Genomic DNA, 23,797 nt, shown 5'->3' on the forward strand with positions numbered 1-23,797 from the left:
TGTGAGTTACTCACAAAAGGTACATGATTCCCTTTTTACAGTTCTTTGGTCATTCGTTTCTTTTATGCTTTTAAATATTTGTCAAAAAAGCGTTCTACGATTCCGCGGGTTTCCGGCTGGAAAAATTCAGGAGTTCCGTGTCCGCCATTTTTCAGCATATAAAAATCTGCCTGATCTTCCATTCCAGCATCACAGATTTGATGATAAAAGGTTTTGCTGATGTCACATGGAACCAGAGGATCGGCATCTCCGTGCATGATCAGGATCGGACACATCTTTTTCGTAATATAAGTACCGGCAGAAGCAGCTTTTGCCCGTTCTTTCATGGTTGCCGGATCTCCTCCCATAAGAGCTCCGGCATGCGTATCCTCGATGGTTTTCCAACGGTGATTTGGATTGGCTTTCATTTCACGTTCGTCACTTTCCATCAGGGTTACGATATCGACTGGTCCAAACATATCATAAGCTGCCTGTACTTCCGAAGAATATTCACTCCATTCTTCTGTATCATAGCCAGGTGTATTCATTGCAGCCATAGCTGCCAGATGACCTCCGGCAGAACGTCCCATGACTCCGATCCGCTCTGGGTCGATTTCATATTCTGCGGCATGAGCCCGCAGAAAACGAATGGCTGTTTTTACATCGATCAGCTGATCTGGATAATGTCCCTGCGCGCTGCTGCGGTAGTACATGGATGCGACCACATATCCGGCTTCCACAAGATATTCCACTTCTGCAACCATTAAATTTTTGTCTGCTCCGCGGTAGCCACCACCCGGAATCCACAAAATAGCAGGTTTTCGACTGCGAAGATCTTTATTTTCGTCGATACCGGCTGCAATGCGCATTTCACTGTTTCCATTTTGAAGCATGACAGACATTTTCAGCTCGAGGTCATTTCCATCCAGATCCTTTTGATGGGAGTAGACAATATTATCGATAAAATTTACACTTTTGCGAAGTCGTCCAGGGTTGATATAATATTCCATTTCTGTTTCCTCTTTCTAGATGTTAGTAATCGTCAGGTGTTTAACTGTAAATAGGATAAAAGATGTTTGCGCAGATAATCAATGTTACAAGAAGCAGTGCAACAAGCGGCAGCGTAAACTTCATGGTTTTTAGTGGGTTGTGGTTTCCGGTTCCGTATGCCATAATTGCGCCGGAACTTCCGGTCGGCATGATAAATGCAGTCAGCCAGGATGCTGCGGTAACGACCAGCACGATTGATTTTACATTCATTCCTCCGGCCAGAGCGGTGGATGCAGCAATCGGACACAGAACACCCATGGTTCCAAAGTTTGAAAGGAAGTTGGTCATGATCGTTGCAAACACTGCAAAGACAACCATTACAAATAATCCGCTTGGATTGCTTCCGAGAATGGTAAGGACACCTTTACCGATCAGTTCGCCAACACCAGTTGAAGCCATGGCAGCGGACATGGTCTGCATACCTGCAACCATCCAGATCATATCGGAAGTGAGAATCTTTACGACTTTTTCAGCTGGAAGAACTTTAAAAATGATCAGTGCCAGAACACCTGCTGCCGGCATGATGTTTGAAATATTGCTGCCAAGCTGTTTCTGAAACGCAAATCCTCCGGTTACTGCAAAAAATACTGCCCAGATAACAATCTCATCTTTGATCGGCAGTTTTTCATAACTTTTTACTGCATTCTGATCGCCGGTGATTTTGGTTTTCGGAATCAAACGATAAAAGAGCAGACAGTAGATGGTGCCGACGATGGATGGAATGATACCAATCCGGAACAGGTCGTAGATGCCAAGAAGATCTTCCGGTCCGACTAATCCTTCGTACAGGGAATTAGTCATACCATACATGGCAACGCCCATACCGATCGGAAATCTTGCAACCCACATGCAGTTCATGACGCAGAGAATGAAAAAGATGCGTCCCGGACAGATTTCACTTTCATCGTCCAGCGTCTGTGCAAACAGCAATAAGATAGAGAGACAGGCCATCTGTCCCATAAACTGAGAAAGCGGGATCAGGATTGCGAATAACATCAGAATCAGAAAAATTCCGGATTTGCCCTGAAGGTGACTCAACGATTCTCTTAGTTTTCCCATAGGTCGGGTATTTCCCAGGACAGAAGCAATGACAATCATACATGCTATCATGATGGTATTGCCGCTGGAAAATCCGGCAAACGCAGTTGGAATGTCATTAATTCCGGTGAGAACGAGCACGACGCAGCATGTCATGCCGATTACGCCATAAGGCAGAAAATGGGTTAAAAGTCCTACAACCATAAACAGAAGCAGGCATAGTACAATGATTACTTCCCGTGTAAACATAAGAAACTCCTTTTGGTATTTTTAGTTATACTTTTTAGTTCAGTGATCATTTCCGGAAATATGATATTGTCATTATATAAGGGATTTTTTTGATTGACAAGTTCGACATCTTTATATATATTGTTAGAAAAAGTTATAATATAAGGTGACAAAAACCATGAATTCACGACCGTATGAATATATTCTGGCTATTGCAGAATGTCAGAATCTTACAGAAGCTGCCAGGCAGCTGCATATCTCCCAACCTGCACTGAGTAAGTTTTTGGCAATGCAGGAAGAAGAAGCAGGTACACCGCTTTTTATCTCTTATCATAGAAAGTTAATTCCAACTCCGGCCGGTCAGATTTATATTAGAAGTGCAAAAGAATTTTTGCGTGTAAAAAATATTACATATCGCCAAATCCAAAACTATATCGAAAATTCAACACGGCAGCTGACGGTTGGAGCTTCGGGATATTCCGGTTCGATTCAGATGTCACCGGTCATAGCAGATATGTTTGAACAGTTTCCCAATATTTCCATTCGAATACAGGAAGGTGCATCAGGAACACTTCTTCGTCTTCTTTCAGATGGAAAGATTGATTTTGCGATTCTCGCTTTCCCGGCTGAACAGGATATTCCTTTTACGTTTTATCAGTTTTATGAAATGGAACTTTGTATGGTGGTGCCGGTGTCTTTCAAGGCGTCTTTATTCTCCACAAATGATGATACACCGCTTGTGGATTTGGCAGAATTCCAACATACACCATTTATCCTTCCAGATTCGGATATTTCTTACCAGCCCTATCTGCTTACTTTTTTTGCAGAAGTTGGTTTTTCACCGATCGTAATTTATACTTCATCCAATCCGTTTGTCGTAAAAACACTGGTGGAAAAGGGACAGGGAGTTTCCTTTCTTCCAGATCATTTTATTTCACAGCTTGATTGGGAAAAATGCAGTGTGTTCCGCTTGCGGAAACCACCTCTTCTTAGGGCTGGGTTAGCTGTGAGAAAAGATTTGTATGTTGCAGATGAGGAAACATATTTTATAAATCGTTTTCTTGAGTATGAACAGAAACATTATGTTCAGCATTTTTATCCCAATGAAGAAACGATGAAAATACTAAATACAAGGATGACTGATATATGATGGATACAAGAATTGTAGAGTATATCACTGCAATTTATGAAGAAAAAAATCTTACCCGTGCAGCGGAACGTTTATTTATTACACAATCAGCGCTCAATCAGCAACTTAGAAAACTTGAAAAAGAACTTGGAACACCGCTTTTTGAGAAGAAGGGACGTCAGATGGTTCCAACAGGTCCTGGAAGAATTTATCTTTCCGGGGCAAGAATGATTCTGGAAATGAAACATAATGCCGAAAAGCAATTAGCAAATATAAAAAATTCAAAGTCTGGTTTTGAAATTCGCTTCGCTTTTTTTTATACAATGCTTCCCTTTTTTCAACAGGTGATTGAACCGGCATTTTCTGAGCGTGTTCCGGATGTTTCCCTAAAACTGGTTCCGGTTGAAGAGAAATCGGTCAAATCTGCCATAAAAAACAATCAGGCCGATCTGGGACTTATGGTTACCCCATTGCCTTCGACTTCTGCTTTGGAATATATACCGATACGCAGGGAAGAAATTCATCTGGCATTTCCAGCTGTTTTGGAGGAAACGTTCCCGGCAGCAACTGGATTTCCACAAAAAGATTTTGCTGCAAGGATACACGCACTTTCTTCTATTGGCTATATTCAGCATCCGGAAGTTTCTTTTTTAAATCTGACTTCGGAATATTATTTGAAGCGTGCAGGGATTCATCCGCATTATTTGTGCCAGGCATCATCTGTTAAGGATTTATTTTATTTACTGAACCAGCAGTTCGCCTGCGGACTCATACCGGAGACACTGATTCAGCTAACAGACACCTTCGGACATATGCCATTGATTCCGGAAGCAAGCTATTATCTTGGAATTGCTTATAAAAAGGATCTGGCCATAACATTGCCAGTGCGGGAACTCATTTTGCTTTTACTTCATGTTTGTGACCGGGAGTATGAGGATTACGATATTTTTTCTGTGCAAAACCTGAACCGGTCACCTGACGCGGCAAGGGATGATCGCTGATGTAGTAGCTGACGAAGTATGCACATTCGTTCTTGCGTAAGTGTGGAAAACACCGTACAATGGATAGCAGATGATGCAGGAAATGGTAGTCTGATCCCTGCAAGGATGAATCATTTTTGAATTTGTATATGAGGTGGAATGTTTATGAATAAGGAAAATAGAGGTTGTCTGATCGATCTTCATGCCCATCTGGATGGAAGCGTTACGGTAGATATCGCGAAAAAACTGGCTGCTCTGCAGAATATCGCGTTGCCAACGGACAAGGAGGAAGAACTTCTGGCGCTCTTATCAGTGCCAGAGTCCTGCGAGAGCTTGAATGACTTTTTGCAGTGCTTTGACCTACCGGGGAAGCTGATGCAGACACCGGAAGGATTAAAGAATGCGGTGAGACTGGTTTTGGAGAACATGGCAGCGGATGGCGTGATCTATGCGGAGCTTCGTTTTGCGCCGCAGTTTCATACGATGGGCGGTATGCCCCAGGAAGAGGCGGTGCAGGCGGCATTGGAAGGACTGAAAATAGCTCCGATTCCGGCAAACCTGATCTTATGCTGCATGCGCGGCGAGGGCAATGACAAGGAAAATGAAGAAACTCTGATGCTGGCTAAGAAATATCTGGTTGAGGATCATGGTGTGACGGCTATGGATCTTGCCGGGGCAGAGGCACTGTTTTCGACGGAGAAATATCTCGGCCTGTTTGAAAAGGCAAAGGCAATGGGAATCCCGTTTACTGTTCATGCAGGAGAGGCAGCAGGACCGGAGAGTGTGCGTACTGCAATCCAGACTGGAACAAAGCGGATCGGTCACGGGGTGCGCAGTACCGAGGATGAGAGCGTGGTGGAGCAGATCCGAGAGAGCGGTATTACCCTGGAAATGTGCCCGACCAGCAACCGCCAGACACACGCAATCCCGGATATGAAACAGTATCCACTGATTCCTTTCCTGGAAAGTGGAATCCGGGTTACGGTCAATACGGATGATATGGGAATTGAGCGGACCTGCCTGTCAAAAGAATTTGAATATCTGAGGCGCGAGTTTGGATTGACAAAAGCACAGGAAAAGAAATTGTTGCTGAATGCGGCAGACGCGGCATTTGCGAGTGAGGAAACGAAGAAGATGCTGCGGGAGAAAATTCTTGCGGCATATGAAAATAACTGTGAATAACGGATACTTTTTACGAATCAGATGTGGATTTTACGATTTGCAAAAAGAGGGGAGATTCCTATGATTAATCGGGAGGATATGCTGGAACTGACCAGACGCATGACACTGGCGCGTTCGTCGATTGGGCGGATCGCTGGGGCATATTTTGACGAGGAAGGCTATGTGGATGGAACCTTCAATACCAATTTCCTGAAACTGTCTGTGCCGGAGCGGACAAAAAACTTAAATCTTGCCAAGTCTGTACTGTTTTCCAGTACCAATGAACAGTTAAAAGAATACCGCATTCCGGACGGCGCAAGAAAACCGGGCGGATTGTGGCAGCTCCTTAACGCTATCAAAAAAGACGGCATGAAGAATGATGCATCATTGGATTTATTTTATGAGGTCTTTGGAGAACATTTCCAGCCGGGTTACCCGTATGCGGTCTTTCTCTTCCACGGACGGTACGATGTACCGGTAAAGGGAAGTGATAAAGAGTGGCTGGAGGGATCCGAGGAGATTTATGAGTATCTGATCCTGACCGTCAGTCCGCTGGCTGGGGAGTATGAGCCGGGAGAGGCAGAGTTTGGATTTTTGTATCCGGCATTTAAAGAGCGCGGCGCAGCACTGAATTTTGTGAATATTTTTGAGAAGGATCCAGCGCGTGTGCACCGGGATCTTGGCGCCTGGATGCTAAAGGGTTAAGTGCCATGACCAGTCGAAACAAGATGAAGTTGCAGCAGGCGGTCCGGATTCTGAATCTGTCTGAGAAAGATGATTTCGATACAGCAAAAAAGAAGTACCGGAAACTGATGGGAACCTTTCACCCGGATGCGGTGGACCGGGATCAGCCGGAAGAGATCCGTCTGGAATATGTGCGGCGCTCTCAGGAAATCAACGAGGCATACCGGGTTCTGCGGGAGATTGCGGAACAGGGAAAATGGGGGAGCATACGAATCTGTTTTGAGAGACAGCAACGTAGTGGAACGAATTCAGCGAAGGGACACAGTGGACAAAAACAGGCAGGTGGGTATCCTGAACAAAACTGGAAGCAGGAATATCAGCAAAACTCTGCTTCAGAGCACGAAAAATGGGCTCCGTACCAGAATGGCGAGGAGAATGAATCTGCGTTTTGTGAGCGTAATATTTACTGCCATTACAGTATGAAAACCGAGATGGAAACACCGCTTTCCTACAAAGCAGCCCGGGGACGGTATTTCTGGAATCCAGAAGAAGAGACCTTTTCTTTGTTTCTGACCAGTCTTCATCATGCGTCAAAGGAACTGCTGGAACAGGCAGAGGAAGTGTGGCTGGCATCGGGAAAAGGAAAAATGGGTATCAGTGCCGAAGAACGATTTGCGCGTCAGGCGCAGCTGATTCCTCTTCTGGCAGGACAGTTTCTTCATCCTGTCAAGACACTGCAGCGTCTGGCAAAGCCAGAACAGACCGATGAGAATGGGCGTGTCATTTATCATTTTCAAGCTTTTCTGGGTGCCGGAGTGTACGGAACTTTTGGAAAACAGGTGGATGCGTTAAAAGAGGGAGACTGGCTGTTCCCGGAGTCTTTTCAGGGAAATAAGATCATGGTAAAGACGCAGGAAGGAATGAGTCTGGGTCACCTTTCGCTGAAAGAGGACTGGCTGTATTTCTGTCTGATTCCGCTTCTGAAAAAACGGAAAGGCCAGATAAAAATGGTGGTGCGGCACAAAAAGGCGGTGCAAAAGAATGGAAGACGCCAGACTGTGGCAGAGATTGATCTGTATTTCCGTATGGAACCGGAGATAACGTGGCATGCTGACAGTGATACGAATCTTGAAATTGCAAAGATTTTGAACTTTTGATCTTCGGGAAAGTTGGGGTGATATTATATAATGAAGAAACGGGAATTTTACCTTCCGTCCAGTGACGGGAAAAACAGGCTGCATTGTGTGGAGTGGCTGCCGGAATTAAAAAATGAACAGCAGCCGCAGATTCGCCTCTGGGTACAGCTGGTACATGGGATGAATGAGCACATGGGCCGCTACGGAGAATTTGCATCTTTTCTGGCAGAGCATGGCATTGCTGTGATCGGACATGACTGCCTGGGACATGGATCAACAGCGCCATCCAAGGAAGAACGGGGATTTTTCGGGGAACATCAGGGCGGAACGTTCCTGATCCGTGATATGCACCGGGTTGCCAGCTACGGAGCAAAACGGTTTCCTCATGCAAAGCATGTGATGCTGGGACACAGTATGGGTTCTTTTCTGACCAGACGGTATCTGGCGGCATATCCGGGGGCAGAACCGGATGGCGTGATCCTGTTAGGCACAGGTTTTCCATCTCCCGGCCTTGTGTTTACCGGCGAAATGCTAGCGATGATGTTTGGAAAATTATGTGGAAATCATTATCGGAGCCGTCTGCTGTATGAAATGTCGATTGGAAATTACAGCCGGAAATTCTGGCCGATCCGGACACATTATGACTGGCTGACCAGGGACGAGCGTTATGTAGACCGTTTTCTGCACAATGAAGTCTGTAATTTTATCTTTACGGCAGGAGGATACCGGGACTTTTTCCATGAGATCCGCGCTGCAGAAGAGGCAGAACAAGACGGATATATTCCGAAAACGATTCCGTATCTGATCCTGTCCGGTGACCAGGACCCGGTGGGAGAGCAGGGGAAAGGTGTCAAAAAGCTGGTGAAGCTGTATCAAAGGATTGGAGTGGAAGATATCACAATGAAGTTATATCCAGGGGCACGACATGAAGTGCTGAATGAGGTGAATCGGGAAGAGGTGTTTAAAGATATATTTGAGTGGTTAGGAAAATGGCTAGACAGTAAGCATGAGGACGACAAAGAATAGCCGACTGGATGCTTGGCCAGGATAATAAACAAGAAGAAGCCCTCAACTGTGCGGCAACACGGTTGAGGGCTTCAATGATTTTACAAACATTCACTGCCCCAGACTTCCTCAGCAATTTCTTTGACCAGAGCCAGTTTTGCCCACTGCTCTTCTTCGGTGAGCTTATTGCCGATTTCACAGGATGCGAAGCCGCACTGCGGGCTGAGATACAGGCGGTCGAGCGGGATATATCTGGCAGCTTCATGGATCCGGCGGATTACGGTCTCCTTGTCCTCAAGCTTCGGGGATTTGGTTGTGATCAGACCAAGTACCACTTTTTTGTCCGGGCTTACCTTTGCGAGCGGAGCGAAGCCGCCGGAACGCTTATCGTCATATTCCAGATAGAGGGCATCAACGTGTTCCTGGGCGAAAACATAATCTGCAACGGAGTCATACGGACCGCTGGTAAAGAAGGTAGAGTGGTAGTTTCCGCGGCAGATGTGAGAGTTGATCACCATGTCGGCCGGTTTTGCTTCCAGCGCCAGATTGTTGACTTTCAAAAGTTCGGTCATTACGTCGTCCAGATTAAGACCGAGAGCACTGTAACGCAGTTTGGCAGCATCGCCTACGACTGCGCCCCAGGTACAGTCATCGAACTGGAGGTTGCGGCATCCGGCTTCATAAAACTGACGGATCACGTCCTGGTAAGCGACACCGATGTCATGGATCAGTTCTCCGTTGGTCGGATAGAACTTTCTGGTGCTTTCCAGGTTTAGCGGAACGATCATCTGCTGGAACATCTGGGCTGGAGCCGGAATGGTATATTTTGCAACGGTATTCTCATCCTCGAACTGCTTTAAGAATTTAAAGTACTCTACAAAAGGATGTGCTTTCGCTTTTACCTTGCCAACCAGATAAGTATCTTCAACTGCTGCAAGCTCTGCGTGAAACGGTACGCCGGAACCGCTCTGTTTGTGGGCAACACCCTCAAAACCCCACATAAAGTCTAGATGCCAGTAGGTTCTGCGGAATTCTCCATCGGTGATCACATGATAACCGGCAGCCTTCTGCTTTGCCACAACATCGCGGATCGCATCGTTGATCACGGTGTCTAACTGATCTTTGCTGATCTTGCCTTCTTCGAACTGTTTTTTGGCCTCTTTTACGGATTCCGGGCGTAAAAAGCTGCCTACGTAATCATAACGGAATGGTGTATAGAAATTGCTCATGGGGAATGCTCCTTTTCGATTGTTTTTCCATTTGCAGTCTGGAATTGATGTATTTATTGTACGGACAAGCAGGGAATTTGTAAAATATGGGAAAACAGCGGTTTGCCATAGGATAAAACTATAGCGAATCGCTGTTTTTGTTGTCTGACATATCGAGGCGGTGGCAGGGGAGAGTCTGTTGATTTTATTGGAAATTAATCATGATTGGTCTGCCAGGAAGTTGCGAAGAGTTTTTCTGCGTGTTTCCCATGCTTCATCCACACAAACGCGCCGGTGCAGATGATCACAGATAAGAACGAACCGGCCGGTGCGGCAAATCCCATCGGGAACAGCGTGTCCGGGTACTGTCTGGATGCCAGGTAAGCAATCGGAATGCGTGCGCAGATAATGGCCGCCAGGTTGTGCATAAAGGAAATACCGGAAAGGCCATACGCGCAGAAATATCCGCTGAAGCAGAAGTGAATCCCGGCAAAAATGGTGTCCCAGATATAGCTGTGCAGATACTGGCTGCCGAGACGGACCACATCGGCGTTATCCGAAAACAGATGGACTGCCGAGCCACCCAGAAACTGCATGAGTACGGAGATCACAATCCCGTAGAAAACGGTAATACTCATGGCGCAAAGCAGCGTCTGGCTTGCCCGCTCGTGCTTTCCGGCACCGATATTCTGGGCAGAGAGTGCGGAGACAGTGGAGAGCATGGAGGACGGGACCAGGAAAAACAGGCTGATCATTTTTTCCACGATACCGACTGCCGCTGCATCGTTTAAGCCACGGCGGTTGGCAATGATGGTGATCACGATGAATGCGATCTGAATGAATCCGTCCTGCATGGCGATCGGAAAGCCAATCTTTAAAAGATTTCCCATAACCGCTCTGACTGGTCTTAAATTTACAGGCTGAAAACCTGGAATCATCTTCTTGCGGAATACCATGGTCAGGGAGACCAGCACGCTGATCGTCTGGGACAGGGTAGTGCCAAGTGCTGCACCGGCAGGCCCCATATGCAGTGCTCCAATGAACAGGTAGTCGAGGGCAATGTTAAACGCACAGGCAATGGCGATGAAATACATCGGACTTTTCGAGTCTCCCATCCCGCGGAAGATGGAGCTGATCATGTTGTAAGCCGTGATAAATGGAATGCCGATAAAGCAGATCGTTAAGTAGATGATGGTGTCCTTCACGGCTTCCTGCGGAGTGGACATGATTGCTACGATCGGCTTTACAAAGTACAGCAAAACTACGGTAAGGCAAATGGAAAGCAGCATGAACAGTGTTACGGTATTGCCGATGGAGCGGTTGACCTGTTCGCGGTCATTGGCGCCGACGGCACGTCCGATCATGACGGTTGTTCCCATGGCCAGTCCGACGATCATGACGGTCAGCATGTGCATGACCTGGCTTCCGATGGAAACGGCCGTAGTGGCACCGACTCCGTTAAACTGACCGATGATGAACAGGTCGGCAGTTCCGTAAAGCGTCTGCAAAAAATAGGAAAGAAAGTACGGAAGCGAGAACAGCAGGATGGTTTTCGGCACGCTTCCAGTTGTTAAATTGTGTTCCATGAATATGTCTCCTTTGATTGAAAATAGGTTTTACAGGCTGATAGCTTTTTAATCTGTGAATGGTTAAGCTCCATGCATGCGTAAACTGTCATTACGCATTGCATTGTATTGTATTGGAATGCAGATTTCGGTTACAAATTTGTCCGTGTCGTTTGTGACACCGTAGTCGATCAACGTGATTTCGCGGGAAAAGCCGGTAATCTGCATTTTATGCATGGAAATATAGTCCAGCAGCTTCCGGTACTCTTGCGGTGCTTCGGTATGCTGCCCGTGAAAGCGGATCCGCACAGCCAGCGTTTCCGGCAGTGTGAGTGTGCTGCCGCGATAGAGATCCTCCTGCTCCAGCATGAGGAAGATTCCATCGTACGAAGTGATCTGATGACTCAATAGATGTTCGCAGGAAATGCCGACTCCGACTTTGCCAAGGAAGATCAGTGCTTCGGACTGGGATTCGTCGAGCTTCTTCAAATTGGTTTCCATATCGAGCGGTTCGCCGGTTTTTAGGGAATCATCGATCCATACGATCCGGCTTGCTGGAAGCTGGATCAGGGAGATGGTATCAAGTGGGACACTTTGTGCGTCTAAAAGCCAGTTCAGGCGATGGTCTATCTTTCGCTCGATGCGTTTTAACGCTTCCTGTTTTTCAAGAACGATCTGCTTTTGATGAAGCAGCTTTTCTTTGATGGAAGAAATATCCCGGTTTTGCAAAAAATCAATGATCTCAGCCAGCGACATATCCAGCGCTCTCAGATACCGTATGGTATTGAGGATTTCGAACTGTTCAGTACTGTAATAGCGGTAGCCGGAATCCGGTGAAATGTATTCCGGTGTGAGCAGGCCGATCGTTTCATAATGCCTCAGACTGCTGACACTGAGATGAAACAATTTCGACACTTCTCCGATTGAAAACAAATTTTTTTTATCCATAGGCAGGACCTTTCTGTACTGCAAAGTTTTTTTGATGAGTTTTATATGCTGCTGCATTTTGTATTGCACGTTTTTTATTATAAACACTACAATGATTATAGAGTCAAGAGAAAAAGTAGTAAAACAAAATTTTTCAATGCGGAATAAAAATAAAGAGAACTAATTGACAATAATTGGAAATATTTATATAGAAGAAACAGGAATGGAAAGACCGGTGAAACTGGGAAAAAAGCCAGTTTCACCGGTCTTTTTGGACGGAATTTTATGGATAGTTATGCTCAAAATCGACAAATTTCACCATAAATCTGCCAAGCATATCGCGTAGGATGTTGAAGCTGTGTTATATTACCACTATATTGCGCCTAAATATAGAAAGTGTATCAGAACATGGAAACAAAAGAGAAACATATGGACTTAAATAACCGTTTTTTGGAAGAAGCTGTTTTTGCGATCGCAGATGGTTACTGTAGCATCAACCTCACGAAGAACCTGATCCCAGGTGTCATGCATCAGGTCGTGGACGGGGTAAATTATGATTTAAATAAACAGCTTGGAATACCGGAAAATTCCAGCTTTACAGAGATCGTGGCGCAGTGGGCCCTGACGATCCCGGAAGAAGGACGAAAGGATTTTCTGGATGTTCTGGACCGGGAAAGTCTTTTGGCGCGTTACCGAAAGGGGGAACGCCATATTTCCTTCACGTATTGGACGAGGACGGCGACCTACGAGCCGATGCTGGCAGAGGATCATCTGGCGATGTTTGAAGATGAGAAAACGGGCGATATCCTGGGGGTAAATTATGTGTTGGACCGCACGGAGCAGTACCGCTTAAAACAATATAAAGCACAGCTGGAGCAGAAAACGCAGAAGCTGGAAGCTTTGCTGGAGGTGGAAAAGGTATACAATACCAAGCTGTACCTCGATGCGCTGACCGGTGCTTATAACCGCCGTTATTATGAAGAAGTTGTGCATGATTTTACCGGTCCTTCCGGTGTGGCATTGATGGATCTGGATGATTTTAAGATCTATAATGATACCTATGGTCACCAGGCGGGAGACCGTGCCCTGGAAACTGCGGCGAAAGCGGTTCGCGCCTGCATCCGCACGGGAGATATGTTTATCCGCTATGGCGGTGATGAATTTTTGCTGGTTTTAGTCGGGATTCCGTCTCATTTCTTCCAGGCAAAGCTGGATCAGGTACGCGAAAAGGTATACCATGCCAGTGTTCCAGGGTATGCGCATATTCAGCTTTCCATGAGTATCGGAGGTGCCATGCAGACGCTTGCAGAGCCGATGGAAGCAGTTGTCTGCCGGGCAGACCGCCTGATGTACCAGGCAAAGCGTCATAAAAACAAGGTGATCGTGGAGGGCAGCGAAGAGGAACAGAGTCTGGCACATGGCGCTGCCTCCAGCCGGGAACACCAGAAGATCCTGATCGTGGATGATTCCCAGTTAAACCGGGAGCTGCTTGCTGCAATCTTAAGTGACGATTACCAGATCATGGAGGCAGAAGACGGTCAGGAAGGATTGAAAATCTTATATGAGAATCAAAAGCAGATCGCGCTGATACTTTTGGATATCAATATGCCGAAACTGGATGGGTTTGGGGTATTGAAAGCCATGAATGCAAACCATATCATCGAAGATATTCCGGTCATTATGATCTCCAGCGATGACTCGGAGGTGGTGATTCGTGAATCTTATGAGCTTGGAGCTTCTGATTATGTGAACCGCCCGTTCGATGCGCGGATCGTGTACCGCCGTGTGGCAAATACCATCAAGCTCTATGAAAAGCAGCGGCGTCTGGTGCAGCTGGTGTCCAGGCAGATCCGTAAGCAGGAGCACAATACGTCCATGCTGGTTGGGGTGTTGAGCCAGATCGTGGAATTTCGAAATGGGGAAAGCGGCTCTCATGTGCGTAACATCCGCAGAATCACAGAGCTTCTGTTAAATCACCTGACTACGATCACAGATAAATATAAGCTCACGCCGGAAGAAAAAGAGTACATTCCGCTGGCTTCCGCCCTGCACGATATTGGTAAGATCGCAGTAGATGAAAAGATTCTAAACAAGCCAGGAAGACTGACAAAGGAAGAGTTTGAGATCATGAAAACGCACAGCATGATGGGAGCCGAGATGCTCCAGAAGCTGGAGAACTTTGAGAAAGAACCGCTGCTGCAGACAGCCTATGAAATTGCCCGTTGGCACCATGAACGATGGGATGGAAGCGGATACCCGGATGGACTGAAAGAAGATAAGATCCCGATCAGTGCACAGCTGGTATCCATGGCTGACGTTTACGATGCACTCACCAGTGAACGGTGCTACAAGCAGGCGTTTTCCCATGAGACTGCGATTGCAATGATCAAAAATGGGGAGTGCGGGGCATTCAATCCATTGCTGATCCATTGCCTGACCCAGTTGGAAGAAGAACTGAAAGGGAAAAGTAGAAAATAACAGGTTTTGTATTGACAGTTTCAGCCTGTATGTCGTAAACTATGCTGCGGAATCAGTGTCGGTCGTTTGGGACCGGTGAAAAGGGAAACGGGTGGAAGTCCCGTGCGGTGCCGCCGCTGTAAGCGCATAAAAGGCAGTCTGCATTTCACTGTATCATCATGGGAAGAAATCGGACAACATTGCCGCGCAAGCCAGAAGACCTGCTTTTTCCACTTTTGCTGTCACGGTCCATGACATGGCAAGGGAAACAAGGGGAAAGTCTGCTGTTTGACACGCATGTGTGAACAGGAATAAACGTGTCCCCTGGATGCAAAATACGGTGCATCATTCGGTTTATCGTTGGATAGGCTGAATGGTGCTTTTTCTTTTTTATATGACATTGCGATAGGGCAAGTTATGTTTTTGCATCACATTCCTGCATGGGTGTACAGAAAATTAATTTTTACTCATTTTCAACATCAGGAGGAAAACAATTATGAGAAACAAGAAACTGGTAACATTCACGATGGCTGCCTGCATGATGACAGGCCTGGTAGCTGGTTGCGGCGCAAAAAATGCAGATACTGCTTCCAAGGCAGAGACTGCTGCTGAGAGCAGTACTGAAGAATCGAAACAGGCAGAAACCGAAGAATCCAAAGCTGATGAGGCAAAGACAGATGGTGCAGAGGAAGCTTACGAGCCGGTTACCATTACCTTAAACCTGCAGCGTTCTGGTCTGGGTGAAAATGTAGAATATACCTTTACCAAAAAGCCATCTGCTGTTGTGGCATCCGGTGATCAGATGGCAGATTTCTTCTTTGATCTGGGACTGGAAGACCAGATGGTTGGTTACACGAAGGGAAGCTGCTGGAGTACGGTTTCCCAGTATCCGGCAAGAGACAAGGTGCCGCAGCTTCTGGAGGCAGGAAAGGGCATTTCAAATCTGTCCAAAGAGGAGCTTGCAGCTACCGGCTGTGATTTCCTGATGGGCTGGGACTCTGTATTTTCTGATAAAAACTTCGGAAAAGAGTTCTGCGATGCAAACGGAATTGCCATGTATTTCCCATACGTATGCTCCGATCAGGCAACCTTTGAGGATCTTTACAAGGACTATGAGACCTTAGGAAAAATCTTCCAGGTAAAGGATGTTGCTTCTGAGAAGATCCAGGCAATGAAGGACACCCTTCAGGAAGTAAAAGATACTCTCGGTGAGGATGTTTACCAGAATCCGGTTACCGTATTTGCTTATGATTCCGGTGAGGATGCACCGTTTACCGCATGTCAGGGTATGCCGGGCGACATCATCAAACTGGCTGGCGGAATCTCCATTTTTGATGACATTGAGGCTGGCTGGGCAACTCCTTCCTGGGAAGAAGTTGTAGAGCGCGACCCGGATGTGATCCTGATCCTGGACTACACCGGAGACATTTCTGAGAAGAAAAATTTCCTGGAGACCAACGAGTTCACCAAGGATTTAAGAGCTGTCAAAGAGGGCAAGATCTACTCTGCATGCTGCAGTGATATGCAGGGTTCTGCAGGTTCTGCAGAGGCTGTCAAAGAGATCGCAAAGCAGCTGTATCCGGACAAATTCTAATTGGCCCCGTTTTAGGAGAAAAAAACAGAAAATGAAATCAGAAATCAGTAAAAACAATGGACGGAAAACGGGCCGTTTTGCCGTAACACTCCTGATTGTCCTGCTTCTGATCGCGTTCGTCACAACCATTTCCGTGACACTTGGAGCCATCCATGTGTCGCCGGATGAAATCTTAAAGATCATCGTAAATAAGGCATCGGGAAGTGATCTGTTTCCGGTTACCTGGGAGCAGAAAACGGAAAATATCATCTGGAATATCCGCTTTCCGCGCGTGATCATGGCCTTTATCGTGGGAGCCGGATTATCGCTTTGCGGTGTGCTGATGCAGGCGCTGACGAAGAACCCGTTGGCAGATCCGTATGTGCTGGGCATTTCCTCCGGTGCTTCTGCCGGTGCGGTCAGTGTGATCATTTTGGGGTGGTTCAGCTTTCTGGGCGGCTATGCGGTAATCTTTGGCGCAACGCTGGGAGCGGCAGCGGCCATATGCCTTTCCTTGAGCATCGCCTCCCTGAAGGGCAGGATTACCTCCACGCAGCTGGTTTTAGCCGGAATTGCCACTTCTGCGTTGTTTTCCGCGACCACAAACCTGATCGTGTACGGATTCAACAACGGTTCGGACAAGACAAAAATGGCGCTGTACTGGATGGTGGGTTCCTTAAGCGGTGCGACCTGGAGCCGGGTAAAATACGTCTTTATCGTGGCGGCTGTGACCATGATCCTTATCATTTTAGTTTCCAGGGAGTTGGATGTGCTGCTGCTTGGTGATGATGTGGCAGAGACATTGGGAGCTGACACCAGACGCATCAAACTGCTGATCATTCTGGCTTCCACGGTGCTCACCGGCGTGGTCGTTTCGGTCAGCGGCGTGATCGGATTTGTAGGCCTGGTCGTGCCGCATATCATGCGCGGATTTGTAGGTTCCGTGCATAAGCGGCTGATCCCGGTATCGATCCTGGGAGGCGGACTGTTCGCCATGATCGCGGACCTGATCTCCCGCGTCATCATTGCGCCGGAAGAACTGCCGATCGGCGTGATCGCGGCATTTTTCGGTGCGCCGTTCTTCCTCTATCTGATCCGGAAAGGAAGTGTGGGCCGATGAGTTTATATGTAAAAAATCTGGATTACCAGATTGGAAATGACCAGATCCTAAAGCAGATTTCCCTGGAAATCCGGGATGGAGAGTTTGTGGGACTTGTGGGACCGAACGGCTGCGGAAAGTCCACGCTGTTAAAGCATATTTACCGCACGTATAAGCCAAAAGGCGGCACGATCTTTTTAGACGGCAAAGATATTACAGAGTTTTCTGCGAAGAAAATGGCGGGAGAACTGGCTGTCATGGCACAGGAAAACCAGCTGGAATTTGACTTTACCGTGCGGGATATGGTCATGTTTGGCCGCTACGCACACAAGAAATTTTTGGAAGGTGACACCGCAAAAGACCGGGAATTGTGCGAACAATGCCTGCGGGAAGTCGGCCTGACCGGCTATGAAAACCGCTCATATTTAAGCCTTTCCGGTGGGGAAAAACAGCGTGTTCTGCTGGCCCGTGTACTGATGCAAGAAAGCCGCTATATCGTGCTGGATGAGCCGACCAACCACCTCGATGTCAGCTACCAGTACCAGATCATGGATATTCTGCGCGGGCAGAATGTCACCGTCTTTTCCTCGATTCATGACTTAAATCTGGCAGCACTTTACTGTGACCGGATCCTGTTTTTGTATCAGGGAAAGATAGTGGACAGTGGGACACCGGAAGCGGTGCTGACGCAGGAAAACATCCGGAAGTATTTTGGAATCGAAGCGCAGATTACGAAAAATGATGTGACCGGGAAGATTCAGATTTATTATCTGCCGGGATGGGTGAGGAAAAAAGCTTGTAAGTAACAGCAGAAATTTTACAAAATAGGAATGATTTAGGAGAATTTACTATGTTGCAGCGAATGGTATTATCGCAATTTCCAGAAATTTACCGTATTATGGAAGCCAGCTTCCCTGATGATGAGTACCGTCCATATGAAGAACAGCTTGCTCTATTCGAAGAGCCGGAGTATGGCATTTATTATATGTCAATTTCATCGGAAAGCTTGGAATCACAAGTTTCTGATAGTGTTTTGAAAGACAAGCCTGCCGGCTTTCTTGCAGTGTGGGAATTCGTTGAGTTTATCTTTGTGGAACATTTTGCAGTAGATCCGAAGCTTCGTAACAGCGGGACAGGCTCCGGTATGCTTCAGGAACTGGTAAAACTTAGTAAAAAGCCGGTTTGCCTGGAGGTGGAACTTCCAGACGCCGAATTGGCACGCAGACGTATTGGCTTTTATGAGCGCAATGGTTTTGTTTTTAATGATTATTCGTACATGCAGCCGCCGATTTCCAAGGGAAAATCTCCGGTGCCGCTTCGTATCATGACATACGGAAAGGCTGTGTCGCAGGAAGAATTCGAGCAGATTCAAAAAAGTCTTTATCAGCGTGTTTACAAGTGTGAGCCAGGCTCTTTCGTTTAAAAATTCGAACTGGTCAAAAGGTTTACACAAAAACTGTGCAGTGCTATATTTGAGACAGATACTAAAAATCTGTCTCATTTTTAATTTGCGGGATCTTGAAAATGTATCGTCGATGCGTCCAACCCCGGAAAGTGGGATCCACAGGAGTACATTTGCTCCATGAAAGGAATGGTATGATCACCTACGAGTCTACAAGAACGGTCCACGCGCTGGTGCACAATGCGGCAGCGGAGCATAAGGACCGGGTATTTTTGCAATATGAAGAAAACGGAGAGGTTTTCCGTGTTACTTACGAGCAGTTTGCGAAGGAGTGCGATGCGATCGCGGCCTGGACCAGGGAGAAGCGGGCCGAGGTGGGGCATAAGCTGAAGGTCGGCATTCTCGGTGTCAGCAGTCACCATTATCTGGCGGTGCTGCTTGGGGTTATGAGCGGCGGTGATACGGGAATTCCGCTGGATGTACAGCTCAATGCGGAGAAGCTGGCGGATTGTCTGAACCGTTCGGATGTGGATGTGCTGTTTTATGACTGGGACTTTCATCCGATCACGGAGCAGGTGCAGGATGTCTGCCCGAATGTGACGGAGTATATTTCACTGCAGCATGGCAAGCATGTAAACTGTTCCGATAAGATCCTGAAGGCATACGAAGGCAGACAGGTGGAGTCAGATGCGAAGGCGGAGGAGTGCGCCATGATCCTGTTTACTTCCGGTACGACCGGGCGCGGGAAGGGCGTGATGCTGTCTAACGGCAACCTGATGGATAATAACTTCTGTACCACGGACACCAATCATCCAGAGAATGAAATCTATTTAAATGTCCTGCCGATCCACCATGTTTTCTGCTTAAACGGTGATGTGTTTACGGTCATGCGTTATGGCGGGATCCTCTGCTTAAACCGCGATATGAAGAAGCTGGCAGAGCATATTCTGCTGTTTGAGCCGACGGTCATCCGCATGGTTCCGATGATGGCGAAAGCACTGTATAACCGCATTGCAATCTTGAACCGCCAGCACCCGGAAATCCCGGTCCGCAAGGTGAAGGAGCAGGTGCTTGGCAGAAGACTTCACAAGATCATCAGCGGCGGCGGCTACCTGGCACCGGATCTGGCAGCGAATTACCAGCGTCTTGGCATTGCCATTGCACAGGGCTACGGCATGTCGGAGTGTTCCCCGAAGATTTCTTCCCCGGACTGGACGAGACCGGATAAGATCGCATCGGTTGGCCGTATCGTGGACCGCTGCCAGGTGCGGATCGTGGATGGCGAGATCCAGGTAAAGAGCCCGTCTGTCATGATGGGATATTATAAGGAGCCGGATAAGACGGCGGAAGCAATCACGCCAGATGGATGGCTTTGCACGGGCGATATTGGTCATGTCGATGAAGAGGGCTTTTTATACCTGACCGGCCGGAAAAAGAACCTGATCATCTTAAGCAATGGTGAGAATGTGGCACCGGAGGAACTGGAAAATCTCTTTGAAGATGAGCGTCTGATTGAGGATATTCTGGTGTACGGGGCAGATGACAGGATCTGCGCGGAGGTGTACCCGAACTACAAGTATGCGGAGGCTGCGAACATCACCGATATTGAGGGAACCGTGGCCCAGATCATCAAAAAACACAATGAGGAGCTGCCGACCTTTAAGCGCATTTTGCGCAGCAGTATCCGGGAGGTCCCGTTTGCGAAAACCTCTTCGAAAAAGATCATCCGCAACCAGTATCTGGAAGGAAAAAAGGCTGAGGAACAGAGTGAAAAGAACCTGCGTATGCCGGAAACGGAGTTTCAGAAGCAGATCTATGAGTGTATTGCAGGCGTGCTGGGACACCGCCGTTTTGGCATTGATACGGAACTCTATGAGGCTGGTCTGGACTCCCTTGGAAGCGTTATGCTGCTGACAGATCTGTACCAGATTTTAAAGATTTCCATGACGCTGGATGATCTGGTGCAGCATGCAACGGTTCTGAAGCTGGAGGCATTTGCAAAGGATGGAGCAGGAAAAGACCAGGTGGATTACACGGTGCGCCCGGTATATCCGCTGACCAACCTGCAGCTGTATTTTGCCTATGTTATGCGTGGAAATACCACGGCAAACCTGCCGTTTTTCTACAAGCTGGATGAGCGTACCGACCTGCGCCGCCTGAAATTTGCGGTGGAGCAGCTGTTTGAGGTGCATCCGGAATTAAAGGCCATCATCCAGATGTCCGAGGGCCGTTACCAGATGTTCCGCGATGATAAACGTAAGATTGAGATTCCGGTCGTGAAGCTTGGGGATGCCCAGTGGGAGGAGACGCGGAAGGGACTTTTGTATCCGTATCTGTACGGCGAGGGAGAAAACCTGTTCCACATTGGCATTTACCAGACTGATTCCGCAAACTATTTCTTCTTTGACATTGCCCATATCATCGGTGACGGCATGACCATGAATGTGCTGCTGGAGGACTTAAACCAGCTGTATCTGGGCAAGGCGGTAGAGCCGGAAACCTATACGTTTTACGAGTACATCCTGGATGAAAAAGACCGGGATGCAAGAGGACTGCGTGCGAAAAATGAGGAATATTTCCGCGGCCTGATGAAGGATTTCAAGGTAAGAAAAAGCATCCTTGCCCGGAAGGACTGCTATCATCTGGAGCATGGCGTAGATGCTGTGTTAAAAGGCCGTTTTGAGAGCCTGAACCGGAAAAACGTTACGGCATTCTGCAAAAAATACGGAGTGTCGGAGAATGTCTTTTTCCTGACTGCGTATAACTTGAGTATTGGTCTGTTCAGCAATGAAAAAGACACGGTTTCTTCTTCCATTCACAGTGGAAGAACCGACAGCCGCTGGAACCGTCTGGCGGGTCCGCTGTTTCTGACGTATTTCTTCCGCTGCACGGAGGAAATAGACCAGACCGTGCCGGAGCTGCTAAAGAAAAACGGAAAACAGATCATGGATACCATGCGCTGTTACATATCGAACCTGCATGCGGACGAGATGTTCTTCCAGTATCAGGGTGACATTGTGAACTTAAATATCGTGGGAGGGTATCCGGCGAAGCGGGAACATCTGCAGTTAGATTCCCTGCCGTTCCATCTGCAGGTATTTACCGATGATCGCGGTTATTACTATGAACTGCGTTACTGGGAGAACCGGTTTGACACCCTTCAGCTTCAGAACTTTATGGAAGTGATGGAATGTCTGATGGATGCCATGCAGGAGGAAACACTGGTGCGCCGCTTAAAACGGCATCTGCCGGACAAGCTCTTCCCGCTGCATTACACGATTTTTGTGGAAGCACTGAACCAGGAAGCCAGAGGACAGCTGGTAAGCGGTGTCGATGGAAAAAAGCAGATCAAGGTGTATGTCTTTGATGAGAACTGCAAGAAGAAGCCGTTTGGAGCCTGGGGAGAGCTTTATGTGATGGACCACAAGCCGGAGACTTACATGGATGAGATCACAAACCCGTACGGCCCTGGAAAGCTGTATGATACTGGCCGGATCGCAAGAATTTTGCCGGACGGCTCCCTGGATTTTTTGGAACAGGGCGGCAGAACCATTATGCAGGAGGGACTGACGGGCCGCCATTTCCACGATCTGCATCAGTTGGAAACTGTGCTGAAACAGATCCCGGGCGTGGAAGAGGCAGAAGCGTATGTCCGCTACGCAGAGGGCAACAAACTGCTTCTGACAGCCGAAGTCAAAGGAACCATGGAGCAGGACGAAGATGCGCTGAAGGCTTATGTAGAGGCGCAGTGCGGAAAGGCACATGTGCCGGCGGAGATTGTGATACAAAGAAACGTGTAAATGCCATATTGGAGCGGACCGGCTGCTTATTTAAAATCTGTGGAGATGAGCAAGGTTTGCTGCGTTATCGGCTTGGAAGGCATTCTGAATTGTCTCAAAAATAAAAAAATCAACAGGGGCTATTGCAAAATGAAGTCCAGAATTTTTAACATATCGGTGAATGCGAGCGTACAACGATATGGGAAAGTGCCGGACTGCATTTTGCAGTAGCCCCTGTTTTGCGTTATGTATCAGAAAAAGCTTTTTAGACCAGCAGATTAGGAAAGACTTTCCTGTTTTCTGGCCCGTGTCAGTTCAATTGCTTCCTTCCCGGTTACATGGTCAATGCTAATCTCCACACAGCACAGCGCATTCCATTCCCGGTGGATTTCCTGATCGACGGCTTCCTGATTCGGATTGTATTTCAGACCGAATACCTCTGCGGCATGAAAAATTTCTTCCTCGGTTTCCAGGATCCGGGCAGTTCCAAACAGGATCACGCTTTTAAAGTACGTGGTCAGTTCCTCAGAAACGATGTCATCTTTTTCGATGACGCAGAGGGAGACTTTGCTGTTTCGTTTGATCGAGTCAATCTTGTGGCCGGTTTTTGCACCGTGAAAATAGATCTTGCCATCTGCGTAAACATAGTTCACCGGTACGGTGTAGGGGTATCCGTCATCTCCAGAAAGCCCAAGAATAGCCGTCTTTCCGGTTCTTAAAATTTCAAAAGTTTCTTCTTCTGATAACTGCTGTTTTTTTCTTCTCATTTCACGAAACATCATAAATTCCACCTTTCTGAATGATAATAAAAAATGCGTAACGGTTCTGTAGCTTTCTGGCTGCAAAAACGAAAAAACACCCGCCTGTACATCTTCTAAGGCCTGACGATGTACACCGAGTGCAGTGCTGGTTCTACCCGGCGGCAGAACATTCGTTGCTGTTTACATGTTGCGCAAACAACAAATAATCATATTTATTATAAACAGGTTTTTGCAGGGTGTCAATTTGTTGATGCTGGAATTTTGTTGGCGTTGTCAGCAGATTTTGCCGATTTGGAATGGATTGAAAGAGGATTATCGTACAGTGCGAATCCTTGTTGAGAAAAAAACTTCACGATGCCTATTGACAGAGTGGAAGTTTTTTTTTATACTCAATATACCCCATGGGGGTATATGGGGCGGATGGATCGTATCAGACATAACCGTATGGAAAATGATCGGATACATTCGTCCTGACAGCGGCAGATGGTTGTCTATGCTTTGCATGACAGACCAAAAATCGGGCATGATAACAGGGCTGCCGGGCGCGCATGCGTGAACCGCAGCATAACAGGAAAGGTGGAATTACATGGAAGATACAACCCCAATGGAAACCAGATACCAAATGGAAGAGACAAC

General features: G+C 47.3%; 18 protein-coding genes and 1 riboswitch. Of the genes, 12 read left to right on the forward strand and 6 right to left on the reverse strand.

All coding sequences use genetic code 11. The annotated features are described in order from the left end of the window. Nucleotides 1-62: 62 nt before the first annotated feature. Both DXB18_RS07815 and DXB18_RS07820 read right to left on the reverse strand, forming a co-directional pair. The gene (locus DXB18_RS07815) at nucleotides 63-989 is read right to left on the reverse strand and encodes an alpha/beta hydrolase (RefSeq protein WP_118543314.1); all 927 of its coding nucleotides are present in this window, start codon (nucleotides 987-989) and stop codon (nucleotides 63-65) included. Between the two features lie 40 nt (nucleotides 990-1,029). Continuing rightward, entirely contained in the window at nucleotides 1,030-2,316 is a 1,287-nt protein-coding gene (locus DXB18_RS07820; RefSeq protein WP_118707016.1) for an SLC13 family permease, read from the reverse strand. A gap of 157 nt (nucleotides 2,317-2,473) precedes the next feature. Here DXB18_RS07820 and DXB18_RS07825 point away from each other — a divergent pair, with 157 nt between their 5' ends. The 6 genes from DXB18_RS07825 (at nucleotide 2,474) to DXB18_RS07850 (ending at nucleotide 8,411) form a co-directional block, all read left to right on the forward strand. Beyond that, nucleotides 2,474-3,445 (forward strand): LysR family transcriptional regulator, encoded by a 972-nt coding sequence (locus tag DXB18_RS07825; protein WP_118707018.1) that lies wholly within the window; start codon nucleotides 2,474-2,476, stop codon nucleotides 3,443-3,445. Then, on the forward strand, nucleotides 3,442-4,425 hold the full coding sequence (locus DXB18_RS07830; RefSeq protein ID WP_118543311.1) for a LysR family transcriptional regulator: 984 nt from the start codon (nucleotides 3,442-3,444) through the stop codon (nucleotides 4,423-4,425). The genes DXB18_RS07825 and DXB18_RS07830 overlap by 4 nt, the downstream gene beginning before the upstream one ends. Nucleotides 4,426-4,569: 144 nt before the next feature. Continuing rightward, nucleotides 4,570-5,586 (forward strand): adenosine deaminase, encoded by a 1,017-nt coding sequence (gene add / locus DXB18_RS07835; RefSeq protein WP_243103284.1) that lies wholly within the window; start codon nucleotides 4,570-4,572, stop codon nucleotides 5,584-5,586. Between the two features lie 60 nt (nucleotides 5,587-5,646). Further along, entirely contained in the window at nucleotides 5,647-6,270 is a 624-nt protein-coding gene (locus tag DXB18_RS07840; RefSeq protein ID WP_118707022.1) for a DUF4317 family protein, read from the forward strand. A 5-nt stretch (nucleotides 6,271-6,275) separates the two neighbouring features. Continuing rightward, nucleotides 6,276-7,406 carry a DnaJ domain-containing protein gene (locus tag DXB18_RS07845; protein WP_118707024.1) on the forward strand — a complete coding sequence of 377 codons (1,131 nt, stop codon included), beginning with the start codon at nucleotides 6,276-6,278 and terminating at the stop codon, nucleotides 7,404-7,406. A 30-nt stretch (nucleotides 7,407-7,436) separates the two neighbouring features. Next, nucleotides 7,437-8,411 carry an alpha/beta hydrolase gene (locus tag DXB18_RS07850; RefSeq protein ID WP_118707026.1) on the forward strand — a complete coding sequence of 325 codons (975 nt, stop codon included), beginning with the start codon at nucleotides 7,437-7,439 and terminating at the stop codon, nucleotides 8,409-8,411. 80 nt (nucleotides 8,412-8,491) lie between these two features. On the opposite strand, the gene DXB18_RS07855 is transcribed toward DXB18_RS07850, so the two are convergent. From DXB18_RS07855 to DXB18_RS07865, 3 genes are all read right to left on the reverse strand, one after another. Beyond that, entirely contained in the window at nucleotides 8,492-9,619 is a 1,128-nt protein-coding gene (locus DXB18_RS07855) for a 5-methyltetrahydropteroyltriglutamate--homocysteine S-methyltransferase (protein WP_118707028.1), read from the reverse strand. Nucleotides 9,620-9,813: 194 nt separating this feature from the next. Next, nucleotides 9,814-11,184, reverse strand: coding sequence for an MATE family efflux transporter (locus DXB18_RS07860; protein ID WP_118707030.1), 1,371 nt, complete (start codon nucleotides 11,182-11,184; stop codon nucleotides 9,814-9,816). A gap of 63 nt (nucleotides 11,185-11,247) precedes the next feature. Further along, nucleotides 11,248-12,111 carry a MerR family transcriptional regulator gene (locus tag DXB18_RS07865; protein WP_207665773.1) on the reverse strand — a complete coding sequence of 288 codons (864 nt, stop codon included), beginning with the start codon at nucleotides 12,109-12,111 and terminating at the stop codon, nucleotides 11,248-11,250. Between the two features lie 387 nt (nucleotides 12,112-12,498). On the opposite strand from DXB18_RS07865, the gene DXB18_RS07870 reads away from it, so the two are divergent. From DXB18_RS07870 to DXB18_RS07895, 6 genes are all read left to right on the forward strand, one after another. Next, nucleotides 12,499-14,568 carry a diguanylate cyclase gene (locus DXB18_RS07870; protein ID WP_118707034.1) on the forward strand — a complete coding sequence of 690 codons (2,070 nt, stop codon included), beginning with the start codon at nucleotides 12,499-12,501 and terminating at the stop codon, nucleotides 14,566-14,568. Between the two features lie 36 nt (nucleotides 14,569-14,604). After that, nucleotides 14,605-14,791, forward strand: a riboswitch (cobalamin riboswitch). A gap of 252 nt (nucleotides 14,792-15,043) precedes the next feature. Beyond that, a complete protein-coding gene (locus tag DXB18_RS07875) occupies nucleotides 15,044-16,141 on the forward strand; it encodes an ABC transporter substrate-binding protein (RefSeq protein WP_243103286.1) in 1,098 nt (365 codons plus the stop codon). A gap of 31 nt (nucleotides 16,142-16,172) precedes the next feature. After that, entirely contained in the window at nucleotides 16,173-17,240 is a 1,068-nt protein-coding gene (locus tag DXB18_RS07880) for an iron ABC transporter permease (RefSeq protein WP_118543301.1), read from the forward strand. Continuing rightward, a complete protein-coding gene (locus tag DXB18_RS07885; protein WP_118543300.1) occupies nucleotides 17,237-18,025 on the forward strand; it encodes an ABC transporter ATP-binding protein in 789 nt (262 codons plus the stop codon). Before DXB18_RS07880 ends, DXB18_RS07885 begins: the two co-directional genes overlap by 4 nt. A gap of 44 nt (nucleotides 18,026-18,069) precedes the next feature. Then, on the forward strand, nucleotides 18,070-18,642 hold the full coding sequence (locus DXB18_RS07890; RefSeq protein ID WP_118543299.1) for a GNAT family N-acetyltransferase: 573 nt from the start codon (nucleotides 18,070-18,072) through the stop codon (nucleotides 18,640-18,642). A gap of 152 nt (nucleotides 18,643-18,794) precedes the next feature. After that, nucleotides 18,795-22,421 (forward strand): AMP-binding protein, encoded by a 3,627-nt coding sequence (locus tag DXB18_RS07895; protein WP_182430511.1) that lies wholly within the window; start codon nucleotides 18,795-18,797, stop codon nucleotides 22,419-22,421. Between the two features lie 257 nt (nucleotides 22,422-22,678). Here DXB18_RS07895 and DXB18_RS07905 read toward each other — a convergent pair whose 3' ends face one another. Further along, nucleotides 22,679-23,179 (reverse strand): pyridoxamine 5'-phosphate oxidase family protein, encoded by a 501-nt coding sequence (locus DXB18_RS07905; protein ID WP_118707038.1) that lies wholly within the window; start codon nucleotides 23,177-23,179, stop codon nucleotides 22,679-22,681. Between the last annotated feature and the right edge of the window lie 618 nt (nucleotides 23,180-23,797).

This window comes from Clostridium sp. OM02-18AC, assembly GCF_003481825.1.
In the GTDB taxonomy this organism is placed as follows: Bacteria; Bacillota; Clostridia; order Lachnospirales; family Lachnospiraceae; genus Brotaphodocola.